The sequence below is a fragment of the Bacillus sp. FJAT-53060 genome (assembly GCF_037104745.1).
GTDB classification, from domain to species: domain Bacteria; phylum Bacillota; class Bacilli; order Bacillales; family Bacillaceae; genus Bacillus; species Bacillus stratosphericus_B.
Genome location: NZ_JBAWSW010000022.1, coordinates 1 through 19908, shown reverse-complemented (window position 1 = coordinate 19908; position 19908 = coordinate 1). Strand labels below are relative to the sequence as shown.

The window sequence follows — 19908 nt, the reverse complement described above, 5'->3', positions numbered from 1 at the left end:
ACACCCTTCCCCAACATCACGGGAAGGGTGATTTTCTTATGAAAGCTTAAATCGATGAACAGTTTCATTTAGCCTAGTCGTCATACTCATTAGCTCTTCTACCTGTTTGTTCATTTGATGGAACGATTGTAGCTGTTCATTGGCTGAGGCAGAAATTTCTTCGCTGCCTGCTGCTGTTTCTTCTACAACGGAACTAATATTTTCAATTGAATGCAGCACTTGGCCACCAAGCTCTGTCGATTGAATAATTTGTTCATTTAAAAATGCCATTTCTTGTTTAATATGCTGTGCTTTTGTTTCTATATTTTCAAAGGAGTGTGAGGTTTTGTCCATCGCATCCTGCTGTTGAAGAGAGAGTTTCACTCCTTCTTGTACAGTTTGACTAATGGACTGAATGCCTCTTTCAATATGACCGACCATGTCAAAGATTTGTCTTGTTGCCCTAGACGATTCATCTGCAAGCTTACGAATTTCATCTGCTACAACAGCAAAGCCTTTTCCAGCTTCTCCTGCTCTTGCCGCTTCAATCGCCGCATTTAGCGAGAGGAGGTTTGTCTGGCCCGCAATGTCAGAGACCGTTTTGGCCATTGCAGAGATTCCACTTGCGTATTGAGTAAATTCTCCTGCTGACTGCTCAATTTGTCTTGTTGCATGTGTATTTTTTTCAATCACTACTTTTGTTTCTGTTAACGTGTGCTTTCCGCTTTCCACTGCTTCAATAGCATCCTCTGTACTGCGGATGACTGTATGTGATCTCTCCGAATTTTTACGTCCATGCTGATCCATTTTCTCAATTAAACGAACGCTATACTGAAGATCCTCAGAAATGGCTTGTGAACCGTTTGCCATCTCGTCTGTGGATACAGACACTTGATTCGCTGATTCCATCAGCTTTTTGTTTTCATCGTCTAACTGGATCGAAAATGTCTCCACTTGACTTGATACATTGCTAATTTCTTTAATGAGACTTATGAGCTGATCTGTCATTTGATTGAATGATTCATTTAAGCCGCCAATTTCATCTTTACGCTGGGTGTTCATCCGCTCGACAGCCAGGTTTCCTTCTGCTATCTGCTTTGCTCGGTAAGAGAGTGATTTGATTGGTGTCACAATGGATCTCGTTAAACCAATATTCAAAAAGACGGCAATGACCATCAGTGTAAGAGCTGCGACTGATGCGCTTGTGATAATCCACTGCACGTTTTCTGCTGTATTCACTAAATTTTGTTCATACGCTTCTTGAGCTCTTTTATTCATCGTATGTACGTCGTTTAAGACACCATCAATTCTTGCTGCTACACGTCTTGCATCGGATGCATTTTTTTCACCAATGGCATTGTTCGCTTCTTTGGTCCACGTATCAAACTTTGAATTTAGCCTCGTTAATGCTTCTTTATTCATTTTCCCTGCATTTTTGTTTAACGTTTGCACATTCTTTTTTGCTGTAGAAATATCGTTTTGAACATCCTCGAGCTGTTCATCTGAGAGTGTCAACGAATAGTTGGTCATAGCTTGTTCGACACTTTCAAAGCTTGCTTTCGTTTTTTGTACGTTCAGTAAGGTTTGAACTTCTGTTTCGTTTGATGATTGAATCTTTGTCATGCTAATAATGATAAAAGCGATGACACCAACCGCTAAAAGAAGTGAGATCAGTGAGTTGAGCAAAATTTTGACATTTAAGCTCATGATGATGCCCCCTCTTCTTTCAGAAGCGTCTGCTTCAGTCCATTTATTTTTTTGGTCAATTTTTCAGCATCTTTGAGCACTCGAATTCTTGCCATATCGATTCCGTCATTGCTTAAATCATAGACAATGTGACCGCTTTTAATTTGATTGTTCTTTACAAGCTCTTCGCTGAATTGATAGACCACTTCATCGACTTTTTTGACCATGGATGAAATGACGGCTTTTTCAGCTGTATAGTATTGATCACTGTCCACACCGATTGCATATTTGCCCTGTGATTGCGTTTCTTTTAATACACCAACACCCGTATAGCCTGCTACCGCATATAAAACGTCTGCTTTCTTTTTGATCATTTCTTTGGCTATTTTACTGCCTTTGCCTGCGTCACTAAACGTACCTGCATAGGTGGATAATATCTTGATTTTCGGGTTCACAAATTTTGCGCCTTTTTGAAATCCTTTTTCAAAACGGTGGATCACATCTGCATCGACGCCGCCAACAAAACCAATGACATCACTTTTCGTTGTCATGGCAGCAAGTGCTCCGGCTAAATAGCTTCCTTGCTCTTCTCTAAATGTCACTGAGGTGATATTTTTCAGTTCAGATACGGCATCAATCAGCAAGAATTGCTTCTTTGGATATTTTTTTGCTACTTTTTCTAATTCCTCTTGGCCGCTGAAGCCTATACCAATGACGAGGTCATTGCCATCTTTTACGAGCTCTGTCAGCCCTTTTTCATATGTATCAGTTTCTGCAATTTCTCTATAATCAAATTCAATGCCAAGCCCGTCACGTGCTTTTTCTAATCCTTTAAATGATGAATCGTTAAATGATTGATCACCAAGACCACCATCTGTCAGCATAACACCAATCCGCTTCACATTTGATTTCGGTGTTCCTCCCTGTTGATTGCTGCATGAGGCGAGCACTATAACCATGGCTGCCATCAGAAGTAATGAAATCTTCACTTTCATCCAAAAACACACTCCTTTTATCATCCTTACTCCTTTCTTATCGGATTTGAGGAGCGTTATTTCAATGATAAAAAGAGGTTCTTCACTGAAAAACCCTATTATTTATAACAAAAATAAAAAAAGTGAGGAAATGCTCACTTTTTCTCGTATGTCCAGCCTTCTTTTTGGTAGGCTTGATCATTTTTCATCAGATGACCTAATGCTCGTTTAAAGGCAGCTTTGCTCATTTGAAATCTTTCTCGGATATCTTCTGGGTCACTTTTGTCCCAGTAAGGCATGGCGCCATTCCGGCTTCTTAGATAGGTCAAAATTTCTTCTGAATCGATAGATAACGCATCTTGTTTTCTAGGAAGAAGGGAGACATTCACAGTTCCATCTTCCTTCACCGCAATCACGCGGCCTGTAACGGTCGATCCCAATCTTGGTTCTTCCTTTCGTTCTGTACGGTGGATAAATCCTCTCACCCCTGTGTCTGTCAACATAAAGGAACCTGTTGCAATTAAGCGATAAATCGTCCCCGTGATTTCTTTGTTCATGAAGGTATCCGGCGCCTCAGTAAACAATTCGCTGATCACATCTTCAGTGGCTGGCTTTGCGAACATTCTACCGTAGCTTGTGACTTTTAGCATACAGTATAGTTTGTCTCCCTTTTTTGGCCATGCTTCCTCAAAAGGCGGAAGATGTTCTGTTGCAACAAGTGCATCCTTTGACAAACCAACATCGACAAATGCACCCATGTCTTCTACAACGTCTACGACTTCTACCCAACCGTATGTATATGCATTGATTTTAGGTATTTTCATCGTAGCTGCCAGTCTTTCACCATGATCTACATATAAGTAGACTTCTACTTCATCTCGATCTTCAATATCCTCTGTCATCTCACTGCGGTGTAAGAGGACAGAATCTTTACCATCTGTTAAAAAATAGCCGTACTCCATCTCTTTATCTATTTGCAAGGTCAATTGCTCACCTGGTCTCATGTTCTCTTCCTTCCTATCTACCCATTAAAGAGCGTTCGTTCATCATTTGATTCACTTTATTCTACTATACTTCTTTCAACATGAACATCTCTAGTTCTGTTAGCTAAAGTGGACAAACTGCACTCGATTTATACCCCATGCAACTCAACTCTTTGATTTGTCTGTTCAATAAAATTTCTTCTTCACCTATTTGCATGATAAGATAGACGCAATATCTACAAATGGAGGTCATGCGTTATGGCAAAAGAAAGTTCATTTGATATCGTATCGAAGGTAGAGCTCCCTGAGGTGCAAAACGCCATTCAAGCAGCGCTTAAAGAAATCAAAAACCGCTATGATTTTAAAGGGAGTAAAAGTGATATTTCACTCGAAAAAGAAGAGCTCTCTCTCATCTCTGATGATGACTTTAAGCTTGAACAGCTAAAAGATGTGCTTGTGACCAAGCTGATTAAACGAAATGTACCAACTAAAAACATTGACTACGGAAAAACCGAGCATGCCCTAGGCGGGACAGTCCGTCAGCGCGCCAAGCTGATTAGCGGCATCGATAAAGACAATGCCAAAAAGATCCATGCACTCATTAAGCAGTCTGGCCTTAAAGTAAAATCTCAATTACAGGATGACCAAGTGCGCGTCACAGGAAAAAATAAAGATGATTTACAAGCGGTCATGTCACTCATGCGAAAAGCTGATTTGCCGATTGATGTCCAATTTATAAATTTTCGATAAATTTCAAATTTTCCATTGATTATTTCCGATTTTTTCGATACAGTTGATGGAAGTTCAATTCATTGACATGTTCATAGCGTTTTCTTATCAAGAGAGGCAGAGGGACTGGCCCTGTGAAGCCTCAGCAACCGGTGTAGTAGAAATAGATGTTTCTATGACCAAGGTGCTAAATCCAGCAAGCAACTGCTTGGAAGATAAGGAGAAGAATTTCGATACAGCCAAAAGTCTTCTTCTTATCAGAAGGCTTTTTTGTTTTTTTGTTACATAGAAATAAGGAGGAACACAATGGGCCTATTACAAGACTTACAAAATCGCGTACTGATTGCGGATGGAGCAATGGGAACACTTTTATATTCTTATGGCATTGACCGCTGCTTTGAAGAATTAAATTTATCAAGAGAAGGAGAAGTGAAAAGAGTTCACGAGGCGTATGTTCAGGCTGGAGCTGACATCATCCAAACGAACACGTACGGTGCGAATTATATTAAATTATCCCGCTACGGCTTAGAGGAAGAAACGAAACGCATCAATACAAAAGCGGTACAAATTGCTAAGGCAGCTGCTCGCTCTGCTTATGTACTTGGAACGATTGGCGGCATTCTAACGTTTAACAAAAATGCCTACTCTTTAGATGAGATTAAACGAAGCTTTAGAGAACAGCTGTATATCCTATTAAATGAGCAGCCTGACGGATTATTGCTTGAAACGTATTATGACCTTGATGAGGCAAAGGCCGTTCTCCAGATTGCACGTAAAGAAACGACTCTTCCGATTGTCATGAACGTCTCCATGCACGAGCAAGGTTTTCTGCAGGACGGTACACCGCTAAAAGACGGTTTATCTGAATTATCCTCTCTTGGCGCTGATGTCGTTGGCATCAACTGCAGGCTGGGCCCTTATCATATGATTCAGGCACTCGAAAGCGTACCACTTTTAGAAAATTCCCATTTATCTGTCTATCCTAACAGCAGTCTCCCATCCCTTGAAGAAGGCAGACTTGTTTATGATACAGATAATGATTATTTCCGAAATAGTGCACTAGCGTTTAGAAATCAAGGTGCACGCATCATCGGCGGCTGCTGTGGAACGACGCCTCAACATATTAGCGCCATGGCAAAAGCGGTCAAAGATTTAGGACCGATCACAGAAAAAGAAGTGAAAGTTTTAAAAGAGGAAATCATTTCGATTCAAGACCAGCGCACAGAGCCAGGCCTTGACGAGCTGGCTGTTAAAAAACGATCGATTATCGTAGAACTGGACCCGCCAAAGAAGCTGAACTTTGAAAAATTCCTTGTCGCAGCGAACGAATTAAAGAGTGCAGGCATTGATGCCCTGACGTTAGCTGATAATTCTCTTGCTACCCCGCGCATTAGCAATGTGGCTTGCGGCGCTTTATTGAAACAGCAGCTTGATATACGCTCACTTGTCCATATTACATGTCGTGATCGTAATTTAATCGGACTCCAATCCCATTTGATGGGACTTGATACACTTGGATTAACCGATATTTTAGCGATCACAGGCGACCCGTCTAAAATTGGTGATTTCCCAGGTGCAACGTCTGTTTATGATTTAACTTCCTTTGATTTGATCCGTCTGATCAAACAATTTAACGATGGACTTTCTTTCTCTGGGAAGCCTCTTGGCAAAAAAACCAATTTTTCAGTGGCAGGCGCATTTAACCCAAATGTGCGCCATATTGATAAGGCCGTCAAACGGCTTGAGAAAAAAATAGAATATGGTGCTGATTATTTCATCTCACAGCCTGTTTATTCCGAGGAACAGCTTGTAAAAATTCATGAGGAAAGCCGTCATTTGGATAAACCGATTTATATCGGCATTATGCCTTTAACAAGCAGCCGAAATGCAGAGTTTATTCATCATGAAATTCCGGGCATCAAGCTGTCTGACTCGATTCGTGAGATTATGGCAAAGGCAGGAGAAGATAAGGAAAAGCAGCGAACAGAAGGCTTAGCGATTGCCCGATCTTTATTAGATACAGCCTGCGAATTGTTTAATGGCATCTATTTAATTACCCCTTTCCTTCGATCAGATTTAACAGCAGAACTCACGACCTACATCCATCAGAAAGAAAAGGAGTCAAACACACATGTCAACTATCACTGAACAGCTCAAGAAACGCATCCTCGTCCTTGATGGTGCTATGGGTACAATGATTCAAAATGCCAATCTCACAGCAGAGGACTTTGGCGGAGAAGAATATGAGGGCTGTAACGAGTATTTGAATATGACAGCCCCTCACGTCATCTCCACGATCCACCGTGAATATCTTGAGGCCAGTGCGGATTTCATTGAAACGAATACGTTCGGCGCGACAAAGCTCGTCCTTGATGAATACGAACTTGGTCATCTCGCCTATGAACTCAATGTACGAGCTGCTCAGCTTGCAAAGGATGAAGCAGATCGTTTCTCCACACCGGAGTGGCCTCGTTTTGTTGTAGGCGCAATGGGGCCTACAACAAAAACATTATCTGTGACAGGCGGCGCAACTTTTGAAGAGCTCGTCGCAAACTATGAGGAGCAAGCCCGTGCTCTTATTGATGGCAAATGTGATGCCCTTCTTTTAGAAACAAGCCAAGACATGCTGAATGTAAAAGCAGGGTTTAAAGGTATTCAGGAAGCCTTTCACGCTACCGGTAATCAATTACCACTCATGGTGTCAGGTACGATTGAACCAATGGGCACCACTCTTGCTGGTCAAGATATTGAAGCCTTTTATATCTCACTTGAGCATATGAAACCAATCAGCGTTGGCCTAAACTGTGCAACTGGTCCAGAATTTATGACAGACCATATCCGCACACTCTCCTCCATCGCAAAGTCGGCTGTCAGCTGCTACCCAAACGCTGGTCTCCCGGATGAAGATGGTCAATACCACGAATCCCCTGCTTCTCTTGCTAAAAAAATCGCCGCATTTGCAAAGGAAGGCTGGTTAAATATCGTTGGGGGCTGCTGCGGAACAACACCAGCTCATATTCAGGCATTGTCAGATGAAGTGCGCTCGCTTCAGCCGCGAAGCATGTCTCAGGAATCCTCTCCTCATACCGTATCAGGAATTGAGCCACTCATTTACGAAGAAGCCATGCGCCCGCTTTTTGTAGGAGAGCGGACAAATGTTATTGGTTCTCGCAAATTCAAACGATTGATTGCTGAACAAAAGTTTGAAGAGGCGTCCGAAATAGCTCGTGCTCAGGTGAAAAATGGCGCTCACGTCATTGATGTGTGTCTAGCAGATCCAGACCGTGATGAGGCAGCAGATATGGAAGGCTTTTTAAAAGAAGCCATGAAAAAGGTCAAAGCCCCTTTTGTCATTGATTCAACTGATAAACATGTGATTGAAAAAGCGCTCACCTATTCTCAAGGGAAAGCCATCATCAATTCCATTAACCTAGAGGATGGAGAAAAGCGGTTTGAAGAGATTCTTCCGCTTGTAAAACTATATGGCGGCGCACTTGTTGTTGGAACAATCGATGAAACCGGGATGGCTGTGACAGCAGAACGGAAGCTTGAGATTGCTGTTCGTTCCCATGACCTGCTAACGAAGAAATACGGAATTCCTGCAAGTGACATTCTCTTTGACCCCCTTGTCTTTCCAGTAGGCACTGGAGACGAGCAGTATATTGGCGCTGCTGAAGAAACGATCAAAGGCATTCAACTGATCAAAGAAACACTGCCTGAATGTCTCACGATTTTAGGCATCAGTAACGTATCTTTCGGTCTCCCGCCTGTTGGCAGAGAAATCTTAAATACCGTCTATTTATATCATTGCGTCCAAGCAGGACTTGACTATGCGATCGTCAATACTGAAAAGCTTGAACGATTCGCTTCGATTCCAAAGGAAGAAATCAAGCTAGCTGAAACTTTGCTTTATAAAACGAATGATCAAACACTTGCTGAATTCACTCAATTTTATCGCGGGAAAAAGAAAACAGAGAAAAAACCAAAGGTCTCCTTATCACTTGATGAGAGGCTGGCGCTATACGTCGTAGAAGGAACAAAAGAAGGGCTAATCGATGATCTATCCCTTGCCTTAGATCAATTGGAATCACCTCTTCATATCATCAATGGACCATTAATGCAGGGAATGGCGGAGGTTGGACGTCTTTTTAATCAAAACGAATTGATTGTGGCTGAAGTGCTTCAATCTGCAGAGGTGATGAAAGCATCCGTTTCATATCTTGAGCAATTTATGGATAAGCAGCATGCAAGCGGAAAGGGAAAAATTCTTCTTGCGACAGTTAAAGGAGATGTTCATGATATCGGGAAAAACCTTGTTGACATCATTTTGAGCAATAATGGTTTTCAAGTGGTCGATCTCGGGATCAAAGTAACACCTCAAACATTGATCGAAGCAGCACAAAAGGAAAAGCCAGATATGATTGGATTATCAGGATTACTTGTCAAGTCAGCACAGCAAATGGTGCTAACCGCTCAAGATTTACAAAAAGCGAACATCTCTGTTCCTATTTTGGTCGGCGGTGCTGCGCTTTCACGGAAATTTACGAAAATGAAAATTTCGCCTCATTATGATGGACCCGTTCTTTATGCAAAAGATGCCATGGACGGCCTATCATTAGCCAATGAGTTAAAAGCGAATCCCATTCAATTTCAAAGCAAGTCCTCAGCGGAACAAGAGTCACTCACTAAGGAGAAAGAAGTGAAACAGCCGAAAGCCGTCATCGAATTACTAGAAAAACGAGCAACATTGCCAGAGGCTCCGGTTTTTACGCCTGAGAATACGAAACGCCATTATGTGCGGGATATTGATTTGCATCATATGATACCTTATGTGAATGAGCAAATGCTCATCGGTCATCACCTCGGCTTAAAAGGAAAGGTCAAAAAATTATTGGCTGAACAGCATCCAAAAGCATTGGAGTTAAAACAACTTGTCAACGATCTTCTTCAGGAAGGCAGAGAGAAAAATTGGTTCGCTCCTGCATTTGTTTATCAATTCTTCCCTGCCAGTTCAAACGGGAATGATCTGCATATTTATAATCCAGAAGCACCTGAGCACATCATTGAAACGTTTCAGTTTCCAAGACAGGAGAAGCTCCCATACCGCTCCATTTCAGATTATGTGCGGAAAAACGAAGAAAATGAGAAAGATTATATCGCCTTATTTGCCGTCACATCTGGTGCTCGCATACGTGAAGTTGCCCAGCAATTTAAGCAAGAAGGTGATTATTTAAAAATGCATGCTGTTCAGGCTCTGGCGCTTGAGCTTGCAGAAGGGTTAGCGGAAAGAACCCACCAAGTGATTCGTGACAAATGGGGCTTCCCTGATCCAGTCGATTTCACAATGGAAAAGCGGTTCCAGGCCAAATATCAAGGGCAGCGCTATTCCTTTGGCTATCCAGCTTGTCCAAATCTTGAAGATCAAGAAAAGCTTTTCAAGCTGCTTCAGCCTGAAAAAATCGGCATTCATCTGACAGAAGGCTTCATGATGGAACCCGAAGCATCCGTTTCAGCGATCGTCGTTTCTCATCCAGAAGCTCGATATTTTAATGTTCATTAAAGCAGGACCTCCGTTACTGGAGGTTTTTTTGATAAATAGTGGAGTAAATATAAATTTTTACTTTTATTTAGCTATATTACAAATGACAGTACTTCACTTGAAAGGAGATGTTTGTCATGTTCAAAAAGAAGATAGGGTTCTTATGCTTACCGGCCTCTTCATCGCTACACCTCTCTTTCAATCACCTGCAGAAGCAAGTAAAGCATCTACGAAACAAACAAAATATTAAATGGAAAAATTGGAACACCTTTACCCTGACTGTGATTATGCGAACAATGATACGATGGAAAAAGCTCAATTCTTACAGCATTCTCTTCATCTCAACAAAACGTATTTATACCATGAGGGTAGCATCTCTTCTATGGAGGAAAAGAAAAGCAGAACGATCCGGCGCTTCTCTATTTCCTTGTCTCTCAGGCATTTTCTTACAAAGCAAAAAAGCTGTAGACACTTGATGTCTACAGTCTTTCTTTTACTTCTCGCAGGCTGATGAGAGAACATGAGCGAGTGCATTCGTGACCTTCCCGTGCTCTGACGCATGCGGACGGTCATCTCCATCCTTATAGCCATAATCAATCATTCGATTACGGTTTAAGCAAAGCTTTGTCAACTGAGGCTGGAATAGATCAAATAATTCAAAACGATCCTTCAACTGCGGGAATTGCTCTTGATAAAGCTGAATTTCTTCCGCAAGCAATCGCCAAAGCGTCTCTTCATCTAACAGCTGATGATTGTCTAGCACATTTGATACGTAACGCAGGTTACAAATAAACAGTCCCGTAAAGATAAATTGTACAAGACCTTCCGGCGGCTCACTGCGCAGCACTTCTTTTAAATCATCTTCTAGAGATGCTAATTCAGGCAGCGGCTGATCACTAATATTCACATCATCAACGAAATCTTTTATCGCCAAACGATGCGGCTGGTGATCTTTTAACACAAGAATCGTATTTTGCCCGTGCGGTGAAAAGACCGTTCCGTATTGGTACATAAAGTGCAGCAGTGGCGGCATGACGACATGGAAGAATGACGACATCCATTCTTTTGCTGTGAGACCCGATTTTTCAATGAGCTGTTTAATATACGGCTCTCCTTCATGATCTTCATAAGTAAATGCCGCAAGTGTAACAGGGCTCTCCCCTTCATCTAAGTACGTATAAATGCTTTCTCTAAAAATCACACCGAGCATTTCAAGGTATTGATACGGCGCACCAGGCAGTTTGCTGTAGTATGGATGATCGACATTGATACTTGCATTTTCACCTGGTAAAATCACGCGGCATACGTCAGATAAAAATGAGTCTTGATCGGCAATCCCTTTAATATGAGTTGTAATACGAGGAGCGATGACTGTTCGTTCTGACGGAAGTCCTCGGTACACAAGTGTATTTAAAATACTCATTGGCAATTTAATATGATGCTTGCCTTTATTTGAAATATTTGTAAAGGTTCTGATCGACTGCTGAGGAATATATTGATCAAGCCCCTCTCCTAAATACACAATGCGGCTCATGGCCAAATCTTCGGGGAAATGCTGAATAATCATATGCGTCCACTGCCATTTATGAACGGGCATCATATAATAATCAGCAGCATTCAACCCTTCATCCTTTAACACGCGTTGAAATTGACGAATGGTCACTTCATCTAATTCTTTTGCTATCACTTGTTCATAGCTTTCATGTTCAATCGCATGGAATGTGGCAAGCTCGCGGTGCACAGCAATCCAAGACAACTGCACACTTTCTTGCATTTCAGGTGCACAGGTTAAGTAATCAACGTAACTGAATCCAATGCGCCCTTTGTTATACACAATCCAAGGATGTCCTGTCATCTCCCCTTCAATCCATGCGTAATCGGTATCTGTCAGTTCATCCGCACGAAGTGCCTTTTTGGACAGCAAATGAACATCTGCCAGCAGGGTATGGTGAAGCTCTTTAATCAGATGGCCTGTTGTGTCAGAAGACATTGGTATGAGCGGCTGGATGTCTAGTAAAAACACAATGGCATTGACATCCTTCGTCCATTTTCCGTCTTGACAGCACTCTATCGATTCAGCAACCGTATCATAACTATCAAACAAACGAGGTTTTGCGAGATAGCGATACTTCTTATGTTCATGAATGATTAACTCATATTTGGTGATACCATCCTTTCCTTCTAGCTGAACAGGATGAAGCATGTCCTCATACATGTATTCAGACAGCATTTTTGCCACCATTCGCTGGTTTGCCTTTTTCCAAGCAGCAGGATTTACTGCTTTTTTCAATTCATCTTGTACATTCATCGCTTCATCTCCCTTAACCTTTCATTTCTTCAAATGTGTTTGCGTTCTTGTGTGTACCAAATGTCTGGAAGACGTGTTTTTGGTAGAGTGGATACACGGTTTGACGAGCAAGTTCATTGATAATGACACTATTCCGATAAGCCCCAAGTCCTAAATCTGGTGCCCCGATCCCATGTGTATGAAGCTCTGCATTTTGCACAAAAATATCATTTTCACCCATTGTGTTTGTTTTCAAGCGATATTCACGTTCGACTTGGAATCTTCCTTGATCATCCCATTGAATATGATGGGCAATTGGAGCAATAAACGGCGGCAATACCGATTGATAGCCCGTCGCTAAGACAACAATATCCGTCTCATGTGTAAAGGATTCCTCTTTTACCCATTGAGAGCAGGAAAGTGACAAGCCACCCGCTGTTTCCTCAATCAAGTGAACCTCTGTCATCGCTTGCAGCACTGTGTTCAATTGTTCTCCGCAAGCAGAACGTTCATAAAGCAAGTGATAAATATCACGGATCATTGCAGAACTGATCCCTTTATACAGTAAGTCTTGCTGCTTTAATAATGCATCTTTTTTTGATTGCGGAAGCTCATAAAAGAAATCAATATAATCTGGAGAGAAATATTCAAGACCAAGGTTCGAATATTCCATTGGGAAAAATCCTTTAGAACGAGTAAACCAGTGAATATCCTTCCCCTCATCATCTGATAAAATGTCATAAAACACTTCTGCCGCACTTTGACCAGAGCCGACGACCGTTACAGATTTTCCTTTGAAACAACCTTCTTTTTTTCGTTTTAAATACTCCGATGAATGAAACACCTTGTCTCCTAAAGCTGGCTGGAGCGATGTTGGTATGGCTGGCTGTGTACCAATTCCTAAGACGAGATGCTTACTTTCAAATACCTCTACTGTTTGATCTTTCACATGACGGACATGGACTTCATATCGCTTTTCCCCTGATTTCCCGATCAATGAGACAGATTCGACCTTCATACCAAACCTGCAAGAGTCTAATTGGTCAGCGACCCAGCGGCAATAATGACTGTATTCCTTACGCGGGATATGAAAGTCCTCTAAGAAGTAAAATGAATACAAACGGTTTTGCTCCTGTAAATAGTTGAGAAAGCTGTATTTGCTTTTCACATCTGCCATGCTGACAAGGTCCGCTAAAAATGGGACTTGCAGTGTGGTCCCTTCAATCAGCATACCGGGATGCCAGTGAAATGCTTCACTTCTTTCAAAAAACAAGGCGTCAATTTCATTTACTTCTTCAGATAAAGCGGCAAGCCCGAGGTTAAACGGGCCAATACCAATCCCAATTACATCCACTTCATTATTTTGCTTGTTGAACCGCATCATGGTTATACTTCCTTTCAAATCGATCTCGATCACAAAACATCAAAAGACCTGTTTTATCCGGCAAATTCACTGGCTTTATCCGCTCGAAGCCGCATTTTTCAAAAACATGGATCATTTTTTCATTGCGAATATCGGGTTCAGCAACGATTTTTTCTGTTCGTTTGTTCTGTTCAAATTGAAATGCTGTCATTGCCTGTAGCAAAGGAGCGGCATACCCTTTTCCAATATAATCCGGCTCCCCTATTAAAAGGTGAATTCCTTGATCATGCAAAGAAGGCTGATAATACGATTCAATCACATCGCCTTTCACATTGTACACCTCAAAATAACTCATTGGAGTCCCGTCAATCGTTCCTAAATAAAGGGTTTGATGCGGATCATGAATCGCCTGGTAAAAATGCTTTTCAAAAGCAGGAAACGGAATATTCAAATGCCAAAACGGATGAACGTACTCTTCTTGCATCCACTTGTGGACAAGCCGGACGTCCCTTTCATATTCAGCGCGAATGAACCTAATACGATGTTTCATCCAATTAGAGCCTCCTTATGAAAGAAAAGTGGATTCAACACAGATGTGTATCGAGACTGTGTTTCCAGCGAACCCGTCAGCTCATCCATATCTTCAAATCTTGTTAGCAAATTCGCTTTTGAAGGTAGTTCCTTTGAGCGGAGCAGGCTGTTTGTTAGGTCAGAAGCACCATATTTTTCTTCATGAGCAAGCAGTGTGTCTTTAACAAGTGCCAGCAAGTCTTCTTCCTTTGCCAGCCCTTCTGTTCCAAAACCATTAATCAGACCAAATAAATGATTAAAGAAGAAATAGTAACGGAGTCTCTCGACTGCTACATCATCTGCACAAATGGTTTCACTTCTGACGCTCAAGTTTTGGACAAGATTTGCGAGTAGATTCTTTTTAGATTCACTATAATAGTAGCCTTGGTTGTCACGATAATAGAATGTGTCTGGGTAACCAGCCTTCAGCTGCACCACAGCATTTTGCTGATGGGCTTCCAGCGCAAGACCATACGTTTCAAACAACCAAAGCATCGGCTCTAACGAAATAGTTAAATAGTGTCTAAACCAATCTTGGCTGACTGCCTCTGTTGATCTACCTTCTGCATCTGCTAGTTCATGAATGATCCCTGCTAAGCGTGATTTTCCTCCATACGCATGATCCTGACATAACCCAGCGATTAAGCTGGCCTCTTTTTCATGATGCAAAAATGGATTTTGACGAATGACCACCTCAAAGCCAGATTCCGTCTCATCTCCTTGAATAGATAGATACGCAGGATCTTCAATCACCCGAAATCCAGAGAATCTGTCATATAAAGAAACGCCCAATTCTGTTTTTAATATGCGAGACATCTCCACCCCACGATCAAGTTCCTTTTGTTTGTTGACGCGCAAGGAGTTCGTAATTTTCACAGGGACAGAGAATTTGAGCATGTAAGCAGAATCCTTTTGATAGACGGTTCTAAAGGAAGAGGTCGCTGTGTATTCAGATCCTAGAGGTCCTAGATACGTCAATCTCCCGTCCTCCACATAACGCTTTACAAACACCTTCTCCATAACCACTTTGACTTGGAGTGGATGGATCGGAATAAGCACATATTCTCCGCTTTCTGTTAGTGTATGCAGCCTCTCTTTTTCATCCGGCATCTGGCGTAAGAGCTCCTCTAGCATGAGGTTTGCCGCAGACTGTGAAATAGAAGAATCCTGAAGCACAATAGAATGATGTGCTTTAAAGTAATGAAGCTGGAAAGATCCTTTCAGCTCAGGAGAATAAATCTCTTCCTCCGCTTCTGTCATTCCTTGTCTACTTTTTGGTGTAGGGTGCGTTAAATGTCCAAGGAGTAGTGACTGCTCCGCCTCGATATACTCAAAATCAGCTTGAGAAAGAGCAGCTTGATCACGTTCTCTCGCCTTTAAGAATCGTTCAATATTCCGGCAGCTTAAAATGATGCGAAGCATGAACTCATCCTCTGCATCTGTGCGGCCATATTCAATGAGAAGTTCCTTTGAACATAAAGCAACAAGTGTTGTGTAATCGACTATCGTTCCCTTTTGTTCACTGCCTTGCGGGCGAAATCGAATCGGAAAATCAAATAGATGACGTCCTACAGATGAAAAATATCGAATCGGAATCACGAGTTCAAGATCTTGCTTTGCTAATTTTGCCACGAATACAAGTGAGCCGTCTAATTTGGTCTCTTTTTTTGCAGATCGATCGATTCCTGTTTCACGTAAAAAACAGTTTAAAAAGCTTTGCATGGTTGCATTTTCAGCCATTTGTTTATATTGACTCAACGTAGTACCCTCCCGGATTGAATATGAGCGATCCCGATATCGACGATGTCAGAAAGGATTTCTTCTATATGTGTGATGGTCGTTCTCGGATTTAACAAAGTGAATTTTAAGCATGTATGACCATTTACCACTGTTTTTGCGACGACAGCAGTACCTGTTTGGAATAATGTCCGATGAATGATCTTATTGATGTCATCCGCTCGCTTTTCATCCATAAATCGAAACACAACTGCATTAATTTCTGGCTCAGGATTGATCACTTCAAGATAATCATTCTGCTCAATGAGAGCAACCACATCCTGCGCAAAATGGATCGTATGGTCAATGATGTCACCAAACCCTTCTTCCCCAATCAGACGAAGAGAGAGAAGTAATTTCAGTGCGTCAAAACGGCGCGTCGTTTGTACAGATTTATTGACGAGATGAAGAATTCCTTCCAGCTCATCTTCCTTTGGATTGAGATAATCTGCATGATAATCAATCAATCCAAAATGTCTTTTATCCTTTAGCAAAAATGCCCCGCAGGAGATCGGTTGATAAAATTGTTTATGAAAGTCGATCGTCATTGAATCAGCAAGTTCAATGCCGTCTAGTTTACCTCGGTAGGTTTGGCTTAACACAAGGGCGCCGCCATATGCAGCATCTGCATGAATCCACAAACCGTATGGCTTGGCGATGTCATACACATCTCGAACAGGATCAATACTGCCAAAATCAGTTGTTCCGCAAGTCGCCACTACTGCAAATGGCAGCAGGTCATGTTCCTTTAGTTGATTGAGCTTCTGCTTTAAATCGTTCAGGTCCATTCGATGATGCTTATCCGTCTCAACAAGCACGACTGCCTGTTCCCCTAGACCTAGCTGGGATGCTGATTTCTTCACAGTGAAATGAGCATTCTTAGAGCAGAGAATCCGCATACGGTGAGCTTCGCTTGGTAAACCTTTCTGCTGAACATTCCATTGCCATGTGTTTTCGCAAAATGCATCTCTCGCAAGAAGCAGCCCCATATAGTTAGATTGGGTTCCCCCACTCGTAAACGTCCCATCTGCTACATCTCCATAAGAAAACTTCTTACATAGCCACTGAAGGATGTCCTCCTCAACCAAAGAGGCAATGCCACTTTGGTCAAAGGAATCCATTGATTGGTTAAAGGAACTCACCAACACCTCTGCAGCAAGTGCAGGGATAAGAGGTGGGCAATGAAGATGCGCCAAGCATTTAGGATGTGACACATCAATTAAATGTGGCAAAAGGTGTTCTTTTATATCTTGAAAGACAGATTCAATGGGTTCTCCAGACGGTTGAAATTGAAATAATGATTCGACACTAGCCGCTAATTTCCCAGGCAATATTCCGCTGTACGGTCCTTTGTCTTTTTGCCACTCAGCAAGTAAGATGTCGATTGATGTATGGAGAGCTGCTTGGAAGGATTCCCTCCCAATCTGGCTTTGATTAATAAATAATGAATCAACAGAAGACTTAGTTGACTGCATCGTAAACTGCCTCTTTAAAAATCGCGATGACTTTTTCAAGCTGTTCTTCTGTCATGATCAATGGCGGTAAGAATCGAATCACACTGCCGAAACGGCCTCCTGTCTCAACAATTAAGCCTTTATCGAAGCAATTCTTTTGAATATGGCTGGCTAGCTCTGGATACGCTGGATAACTTCCGTCCACATCCTGTTTCTCATTTGGATTGACTACTTCAACGCCGATCATTAAACCTCTTCCTCGCACATCACCGAGAGCAGGTACTTGTTTTTGGATGTCTTTTAGGCTATCCTGCATACGCTCACCCAACTCTTCCACATGATCAAGAAGATTTGTTTCTTTTATAAATTTAAGCGTAGCGGTTCCAGCAGCCATCGCCATTTGATTTCCTCTAAATGTGCCAATATGTGCACCTGGATTCCATTGATCCAAGTCTTTGTCATAAATGACAACTGAAAGCGGCAGACTCCCTCCAATTGCTTTTGACAATACAATGACGTCTGGCACAATGCCTGCATGTTCAAAGGCAAACATCTTACCTGTTCGGCCAATGCCTGATTGAACCTCGTCGATAATGAGCGGAATTCCTTTTTCTTGTGTGATTCGTCTCATTTCTTTCATCCATTCAATGGATGCTGGTATGGAGCCGCCCTCGCCTTGCACGGCTTCAAAAATCATTCCTGCTGGTGGAAGAATACCACTTTCAGGGTCATTTAATACACGCTCAATATAGGAGCTGGAAATGCGGTGCGAATCTTTACCGCCAATCCCAAATGGACAGCGGTATTCATATGGATAAGGTAGGAAGTGAACATCTGGCATTAATCCTTGCACTCTTTCCTTTGGAGACAAATTCCCGCTTAATGACATCGTGCCGTGTGTCGCACCATGATAAGCCCCATGAAAAGAGAGAATCGAACGATTTCCTGTCGCTGTTTTGACTAATTTAATCGCTGCTTCTATTGCATCACCGCCAGTTGGTCCACAAAATTGAATTTTCGCTCTTTTTGCAAACTCCTCCGGCAGGCTAGAAAAAATCTCATTCACAAATTCTTCTTTAATTTCTGAGGTTATGTCCAACGTATGCAATGGCCTTTTTTCACGAAGCATACGTTCAATAGCGTCTATCACAACCGGATGATTGTGACCAAGTGCAAGTGTTCCTGCACCTGCTAGACAGTCATAAAACTCTCTGCCATCCGCATCTGTCACGATCATACCTTCGGCTTTGTGCATGGCTAATGGGAATCGTCTAGGGTAAGACCTTGCATTAGATTCTCTTTGAATTTGCTGCTCTAAAAACTGCTGGTTTTTAGAAATGGTTTTGATGGACATAATAAAACACTCCCCCAATTGATAAAGATTATCATTTTCATTTACTATACTAGAGGATGTGAGATATAAAAGTCAATTATATTCAAAAAGATAATCCGAAAAGCATATGAATGCAATATTCTCTTTTTTACGATTATTTTCGCTTATCTTTCACAAACATCTACTGTCATAAGGAAATGAATCGATTGATGCCAATACTTTTGAAAAAATTACAAATCAATCTTCCCGGTTCTTTTGTTCTACTGGTCACTGAGTACTTGTTTTAGACAGAGAATCTGGATGAAATGAATGAGAAAAACAAAGAAATATAGTAATTTTTATGGACAGTCATTTGTCTTTGTGACATATAGTGCTATTTTAAAAAGCGACGGATTCACAAGAGATACGATGTATGTCACCATCGGAATGAACTTGTTAAACGGTGCCGGTCATTTTTGGTCCGTTTGGCTTCCCAGTATTAAGTGCGATGGTTGTTGCCCTTTTAACATCATTTACTCGGTTCATAGGATTCATGACCATGATCTTTATGTTTCGCCACCAAATGGGGTTTCGCTTTTCAGTGAAATGAATGTTTCATATTCAGCGGACACATTTGAAACAACTGATAAAAATCGGAATTTTCTTCTGCTGGAGAGCAACTTTCTTATAACGGCTCCCAAATGATCATACGCTGTATATTATTCGATTCTGCCTCCACAGATGTATGAAAAGCTTATATTGGGCCATTGCTTTATCTTTGACGCATTTACTTGCTTTTTTCACTACCAACAGCGATATCTTTCAATTGCCGTCACACTGCTCCTATTGACGATTATATTAGAACCTGGACGTTCTTTTAATATGGTCATCATCAACTCCTTAGGGGCAGGTGATGACGAAGTTTCCAGTGTAATGGCGATGGTTTCAGTTTGGGGAATCGGCCTTCTGATTGCTTATATTTTAGGTTTTCAGCTTGAGCTAGAACTGATTGGGGTTTGAATTTCTTTTATCGTGGATGGATGAATGGGGAAGAGGCATCTTCATGTATTGGTGATGGCGTCTAAAGGTATGGACGGAGCATCGCTTCCACATAAAAAGGACTGCGGGTTGGTCTTATCCCTGTCAAGTAGACAATTATAAAAAGCCTAACCTGCCAGTGTGTGACGGTATTCTACCGGAGCACACTGGTTTAATTTTTTCTGGAATCGATCGTGATTATAGAATTGAATGTAATC

14 protein-coding genes and 1 riboswitch are annotated in these 19908 nt (G+C 41.7%); of the genes, 4 read left to right on the top strand and 10 right to left on the bottom strand.

Annotated features, from left to right (window positions below):
• Positions 1-36 precede the first annotated feature (36 nt).
• From WAX46_RS09700 to WAX46_RS09690, 3 genes are all read right to left on the bottom strand, one after another.
• Complete coding sequence (locus tag WAX46_RS09700; protein ID WP_336493774.1) at positions 37-1686, bottom strand: methyl-accepting chemotaxis protein; 1650 nt, start codon at positions 1684-1686, stop codon at positions 37-39.
• Entirely contained in the window at positions 1683-2660 is a 978-nt protein-coding gene (locus tag WAX46_RS09695) for a BMP family lipoprotein (RefSeq protein WP_336493773.1), read from the bottom strand. The genes WAX46_RS09700 and WAX46_RS09695 overlap by 4 nt, the downstream gene beginning before the upstream one ends.
• A gap of 134 nt (positions 2661-2794) precedes the next feature.
• Positions 2795-3643: a CvfB family protein gene (locus tag WAX46_RS09690; RefSeq protein WP_226567565.1), complete on the bottom strand. Its 849-nt coding sequence runs from the start codon at positions 3641-3643 to the stop codon at positions 2795-2797.
• A gap of 237 nt (positions 3644-3880) precedes the next feature.
• Here WAX46_RS09690 and WAX46_RS09685 point away from each other — a divergent pair, with 237 nt between their 5' ends.
• The 3 genes from WAX46_RS09685 to metH all read left to right on the top strand — a co-directional run bounded on the left by WAX46_RS09685 (position 3881) and on the right by metH (position 9911).
• A complete protein-coding gene (locus WAX46_RS09685) occupies positions 3881-4372 on the top strand; it encodes a YajQ family cyclic di-GMP-binding protein (RefSeq protein WP_226567561.1) in 492 nt (163 codons plus the stop codon).
• Between the two features lie 81 nt (positions 4373-4453).
• Positions 4454-4573, top strand: a riboswitch (SAM riboswitch).
• A gap of 84 nt (positions 4574-4657) precedes the next feature.
• On the top strand, positions 4658-6499 hold the full coding sequence (locus tag WAX46_RS09680) for a bifunctional homocysteine S-methyltransferase/methylenetetrahydrofolate reductase (RefSeq protein WP_226567559.1): 1842 nt from the start codon (positions 4658-4660) through the stop codon (positions 6497-6499).
• A complete protein-coding gene (gene metH, locus WAX46_RS09675) occupies positions 6483-9911 on the top strand; it encodes a methionine synthase (RefSeq protein WP_226567556.1) in 3429 nt (1142 codons plus the stop codon). Before WAX46_RS09680 ends, metH begins: the two co-directional genes overlap by 17 nt.
• A 472-nt stretch (positions 9912-10383) precedes the next feature.
• Here the strand turns inward: metH and WAX46_RS09670 are convergent, their stop codons facing one another.
• The 6 genes from WAX46_RS09670 to WAX46_RS09645 are packed head-to-tail and all read right to left on the bottom strand — an operon-like array spanning position 10384 to position 18694.
• Positions 10384-12198, bottom strand: a complete 1815-nt coding sequence (locus WAX46_RS09670) for an IucA/IucC family protein (RefSeq protein ID WP_336493771.1) — start codon at positions 12196-12198, stop codon at positions 10384-10386.
• A gap of 13 nt (positions 12199-12211) precedes the next feature.
• Positions 12212-13561 carry a lysine N(6)-hydroxylase/L-ornithine N(5)-oxygenase family protein gene (locus WAX46_RS09665; protein WP_226567553.1) on the bottom strand — a complete coding sequence of 450 codons (1350 nt, stop codon included), beginning with the start codon at positions 13559-13561 and terminating at the stop codon, positions 12212-12214.
• Positions 13536-14090, bottom strand: a complete 555-nt coding sequence (locus WAX46_RS09660) for a GNAT family N-acetyltransferase (protein WP_336493770.1) — start codon at positions 14088-14090, stop codon at positions 13536-13538. Before WAX46_RS09660 ends, WAX46_RS09665 begins: the two co-directional genes overlap by 26 nt.
• The gene (locus WAX46_RS09655) at positions 14087-15868 is read right to left on the bottom strand and encodes an IucA/IucC family protein (protein ID WP_336493769.1); all 1782 of its coding nucleotides are present in this window, start codon (positions 15866-15868) and stop codon (positions 14087-14089) included. The genes WAX46_RS09660 and WAX46_RS09655 overlap by 4 nt, the downstream gene beginning before the upstream one ends.
• Positions 15865-17361 carry a pyridoxal phosphate-dependent decarboxylase family protein gene (locus WAX46_RS09650; RefSeq protein WP_336493768.1) on the bottom strand — a complete coding sequence of 499 codons (1497 nt, stop codon included), beginning with the start codon at positions 17359-17361 and terminating at the stop codon, positions 15865-15867. The genes WAX46_RS09655 and WAX46_RS09650 overlap by 4 nt, the downstream gene beginning before the upstream one ends.
• Complete coding sequence (locus WAX46_RS09645; protein ID WP_336493767.1) at positions 17348-18694, bottom strand: aspartate aminotransferase family protein; 1347 nt, start codon at positions 18692-18694, stop codon at positions 17348-17350. The genes WAX46_RS09650 and WAX46_RS09645 overlap by 14 nt, the downstream gene beginning before the upstream one ends.
• A 717-nt stretch (positions 18695-19411) precedes the next feature.
• Between WAX46_RS09645 and WAX46_RS09640 the strand changes: the two genes are divergently transcribed.
• Positions 19412-19672, top strand: a complete 261-nt coding sequence (locus WAX46_RS09640; protein ID WP_336493766.1) for a hypothetical protein — start codon at positions 19412-19414, stop codon at positions 19670-19672.
• 146 nt (positions 19673-19818) lie between these two features.
• On the opposite strand, the gene WAX46_RS15835 is transcribed toward WAX46_RS09640, so the two are convergent.
• On the bottom strand, positions 19819-19902 hold the full coding sequence (locus WAX46_RS15835) for an IS3 family transposase (protein WP_426853288.1): 84 nt from the start codon (positions 19900-19902) through the stop codon (positions 19819-19821).
• Between the last annotated feature and the right edge of the window lie 6 nt (positions 19903-19908).

Excerpts from the sequence above, each read along its gene's own strand:
- WAX46_RS09695 (WP_336493773.1), bottom strand. The coding sequence starts at position 2,660 with ATGAAAGTGAAGATTTCATTACTTCTGATGGCAGCCATGGTTATAGTG.
- WAX46_RS09665 (WP_226567553.1), bottom strand. The coding sequence starts at position 13,561 with ATGATGCGGTTCAACAAGCAAAATAATGAAGTGGATGTAATTGGGATT.
- WAX46_RS09680 (WP_226567559.1), top strand. The coding sequence starts at position 4,658 with ATGGGCCTATTACAAGACTTACAAAATCGCGTACTGATTGCGGATGGA.
- metH (WP_226567556.1), top strand. The coding sequence starts at position 6,483 with ATGTCAACTATCACTGAACAGCTCAAGAAACGCATCCTCGTCCTTGAT.
- WAX46_RS09700 (WP_336493774.1), bottom strand. The coding sequence starts at position 1,686 with ATGAGCTTAAATGTCAAAATTTTGCTCAACTCACTGATCTCACTTCTT.
- WAX46_RS09650 (WP_336493768.1), bottom strand. The coding sequence starts at position 17,361 with ATGCAGTCAACTAAGTCTTCTGTTGATTCATTATTTATTAATCAAAGC.
- WAX46_RS09660 (WP_336493770.1), bottom strand. The coding sequence starts at position 14,090 with ATGAAACATCGTATTAGGTTCATTCGCGCTGAATATGAAAGGGACGTC.
- WAX46_RS09685 (WP_226567561.1), top strand. The coding sequence starts at position 3,881 with ATGGCAAAAGAAAGTTCATTTGATATCGTATCGAAGGTAGAGCTCCCT.
- WAX46_RS09690 (WP_226567565.1), bottom strand. The coding sequence starts at position 3,643 with ATGAGACCAGGTGAGCAATTGACCTTGCAAATAGATAAAGAGATGGAG.
- WAX46_RS09645 (WP_336493767.1), bottom strand. The coding sequence starts at position 18,694 with ATGTCCATCAAAACCATTTCTAAAAACCAGCAGTTTTTAGAGCAGCAA.
- WAX46_RS09670 (WP_336493771.1), bottom strand. The coding sequence starts at position 12,198 with ATGAATGTACAAGATGAATTGAAAAAAGCAGTAAATCCTGCTGCTTGG.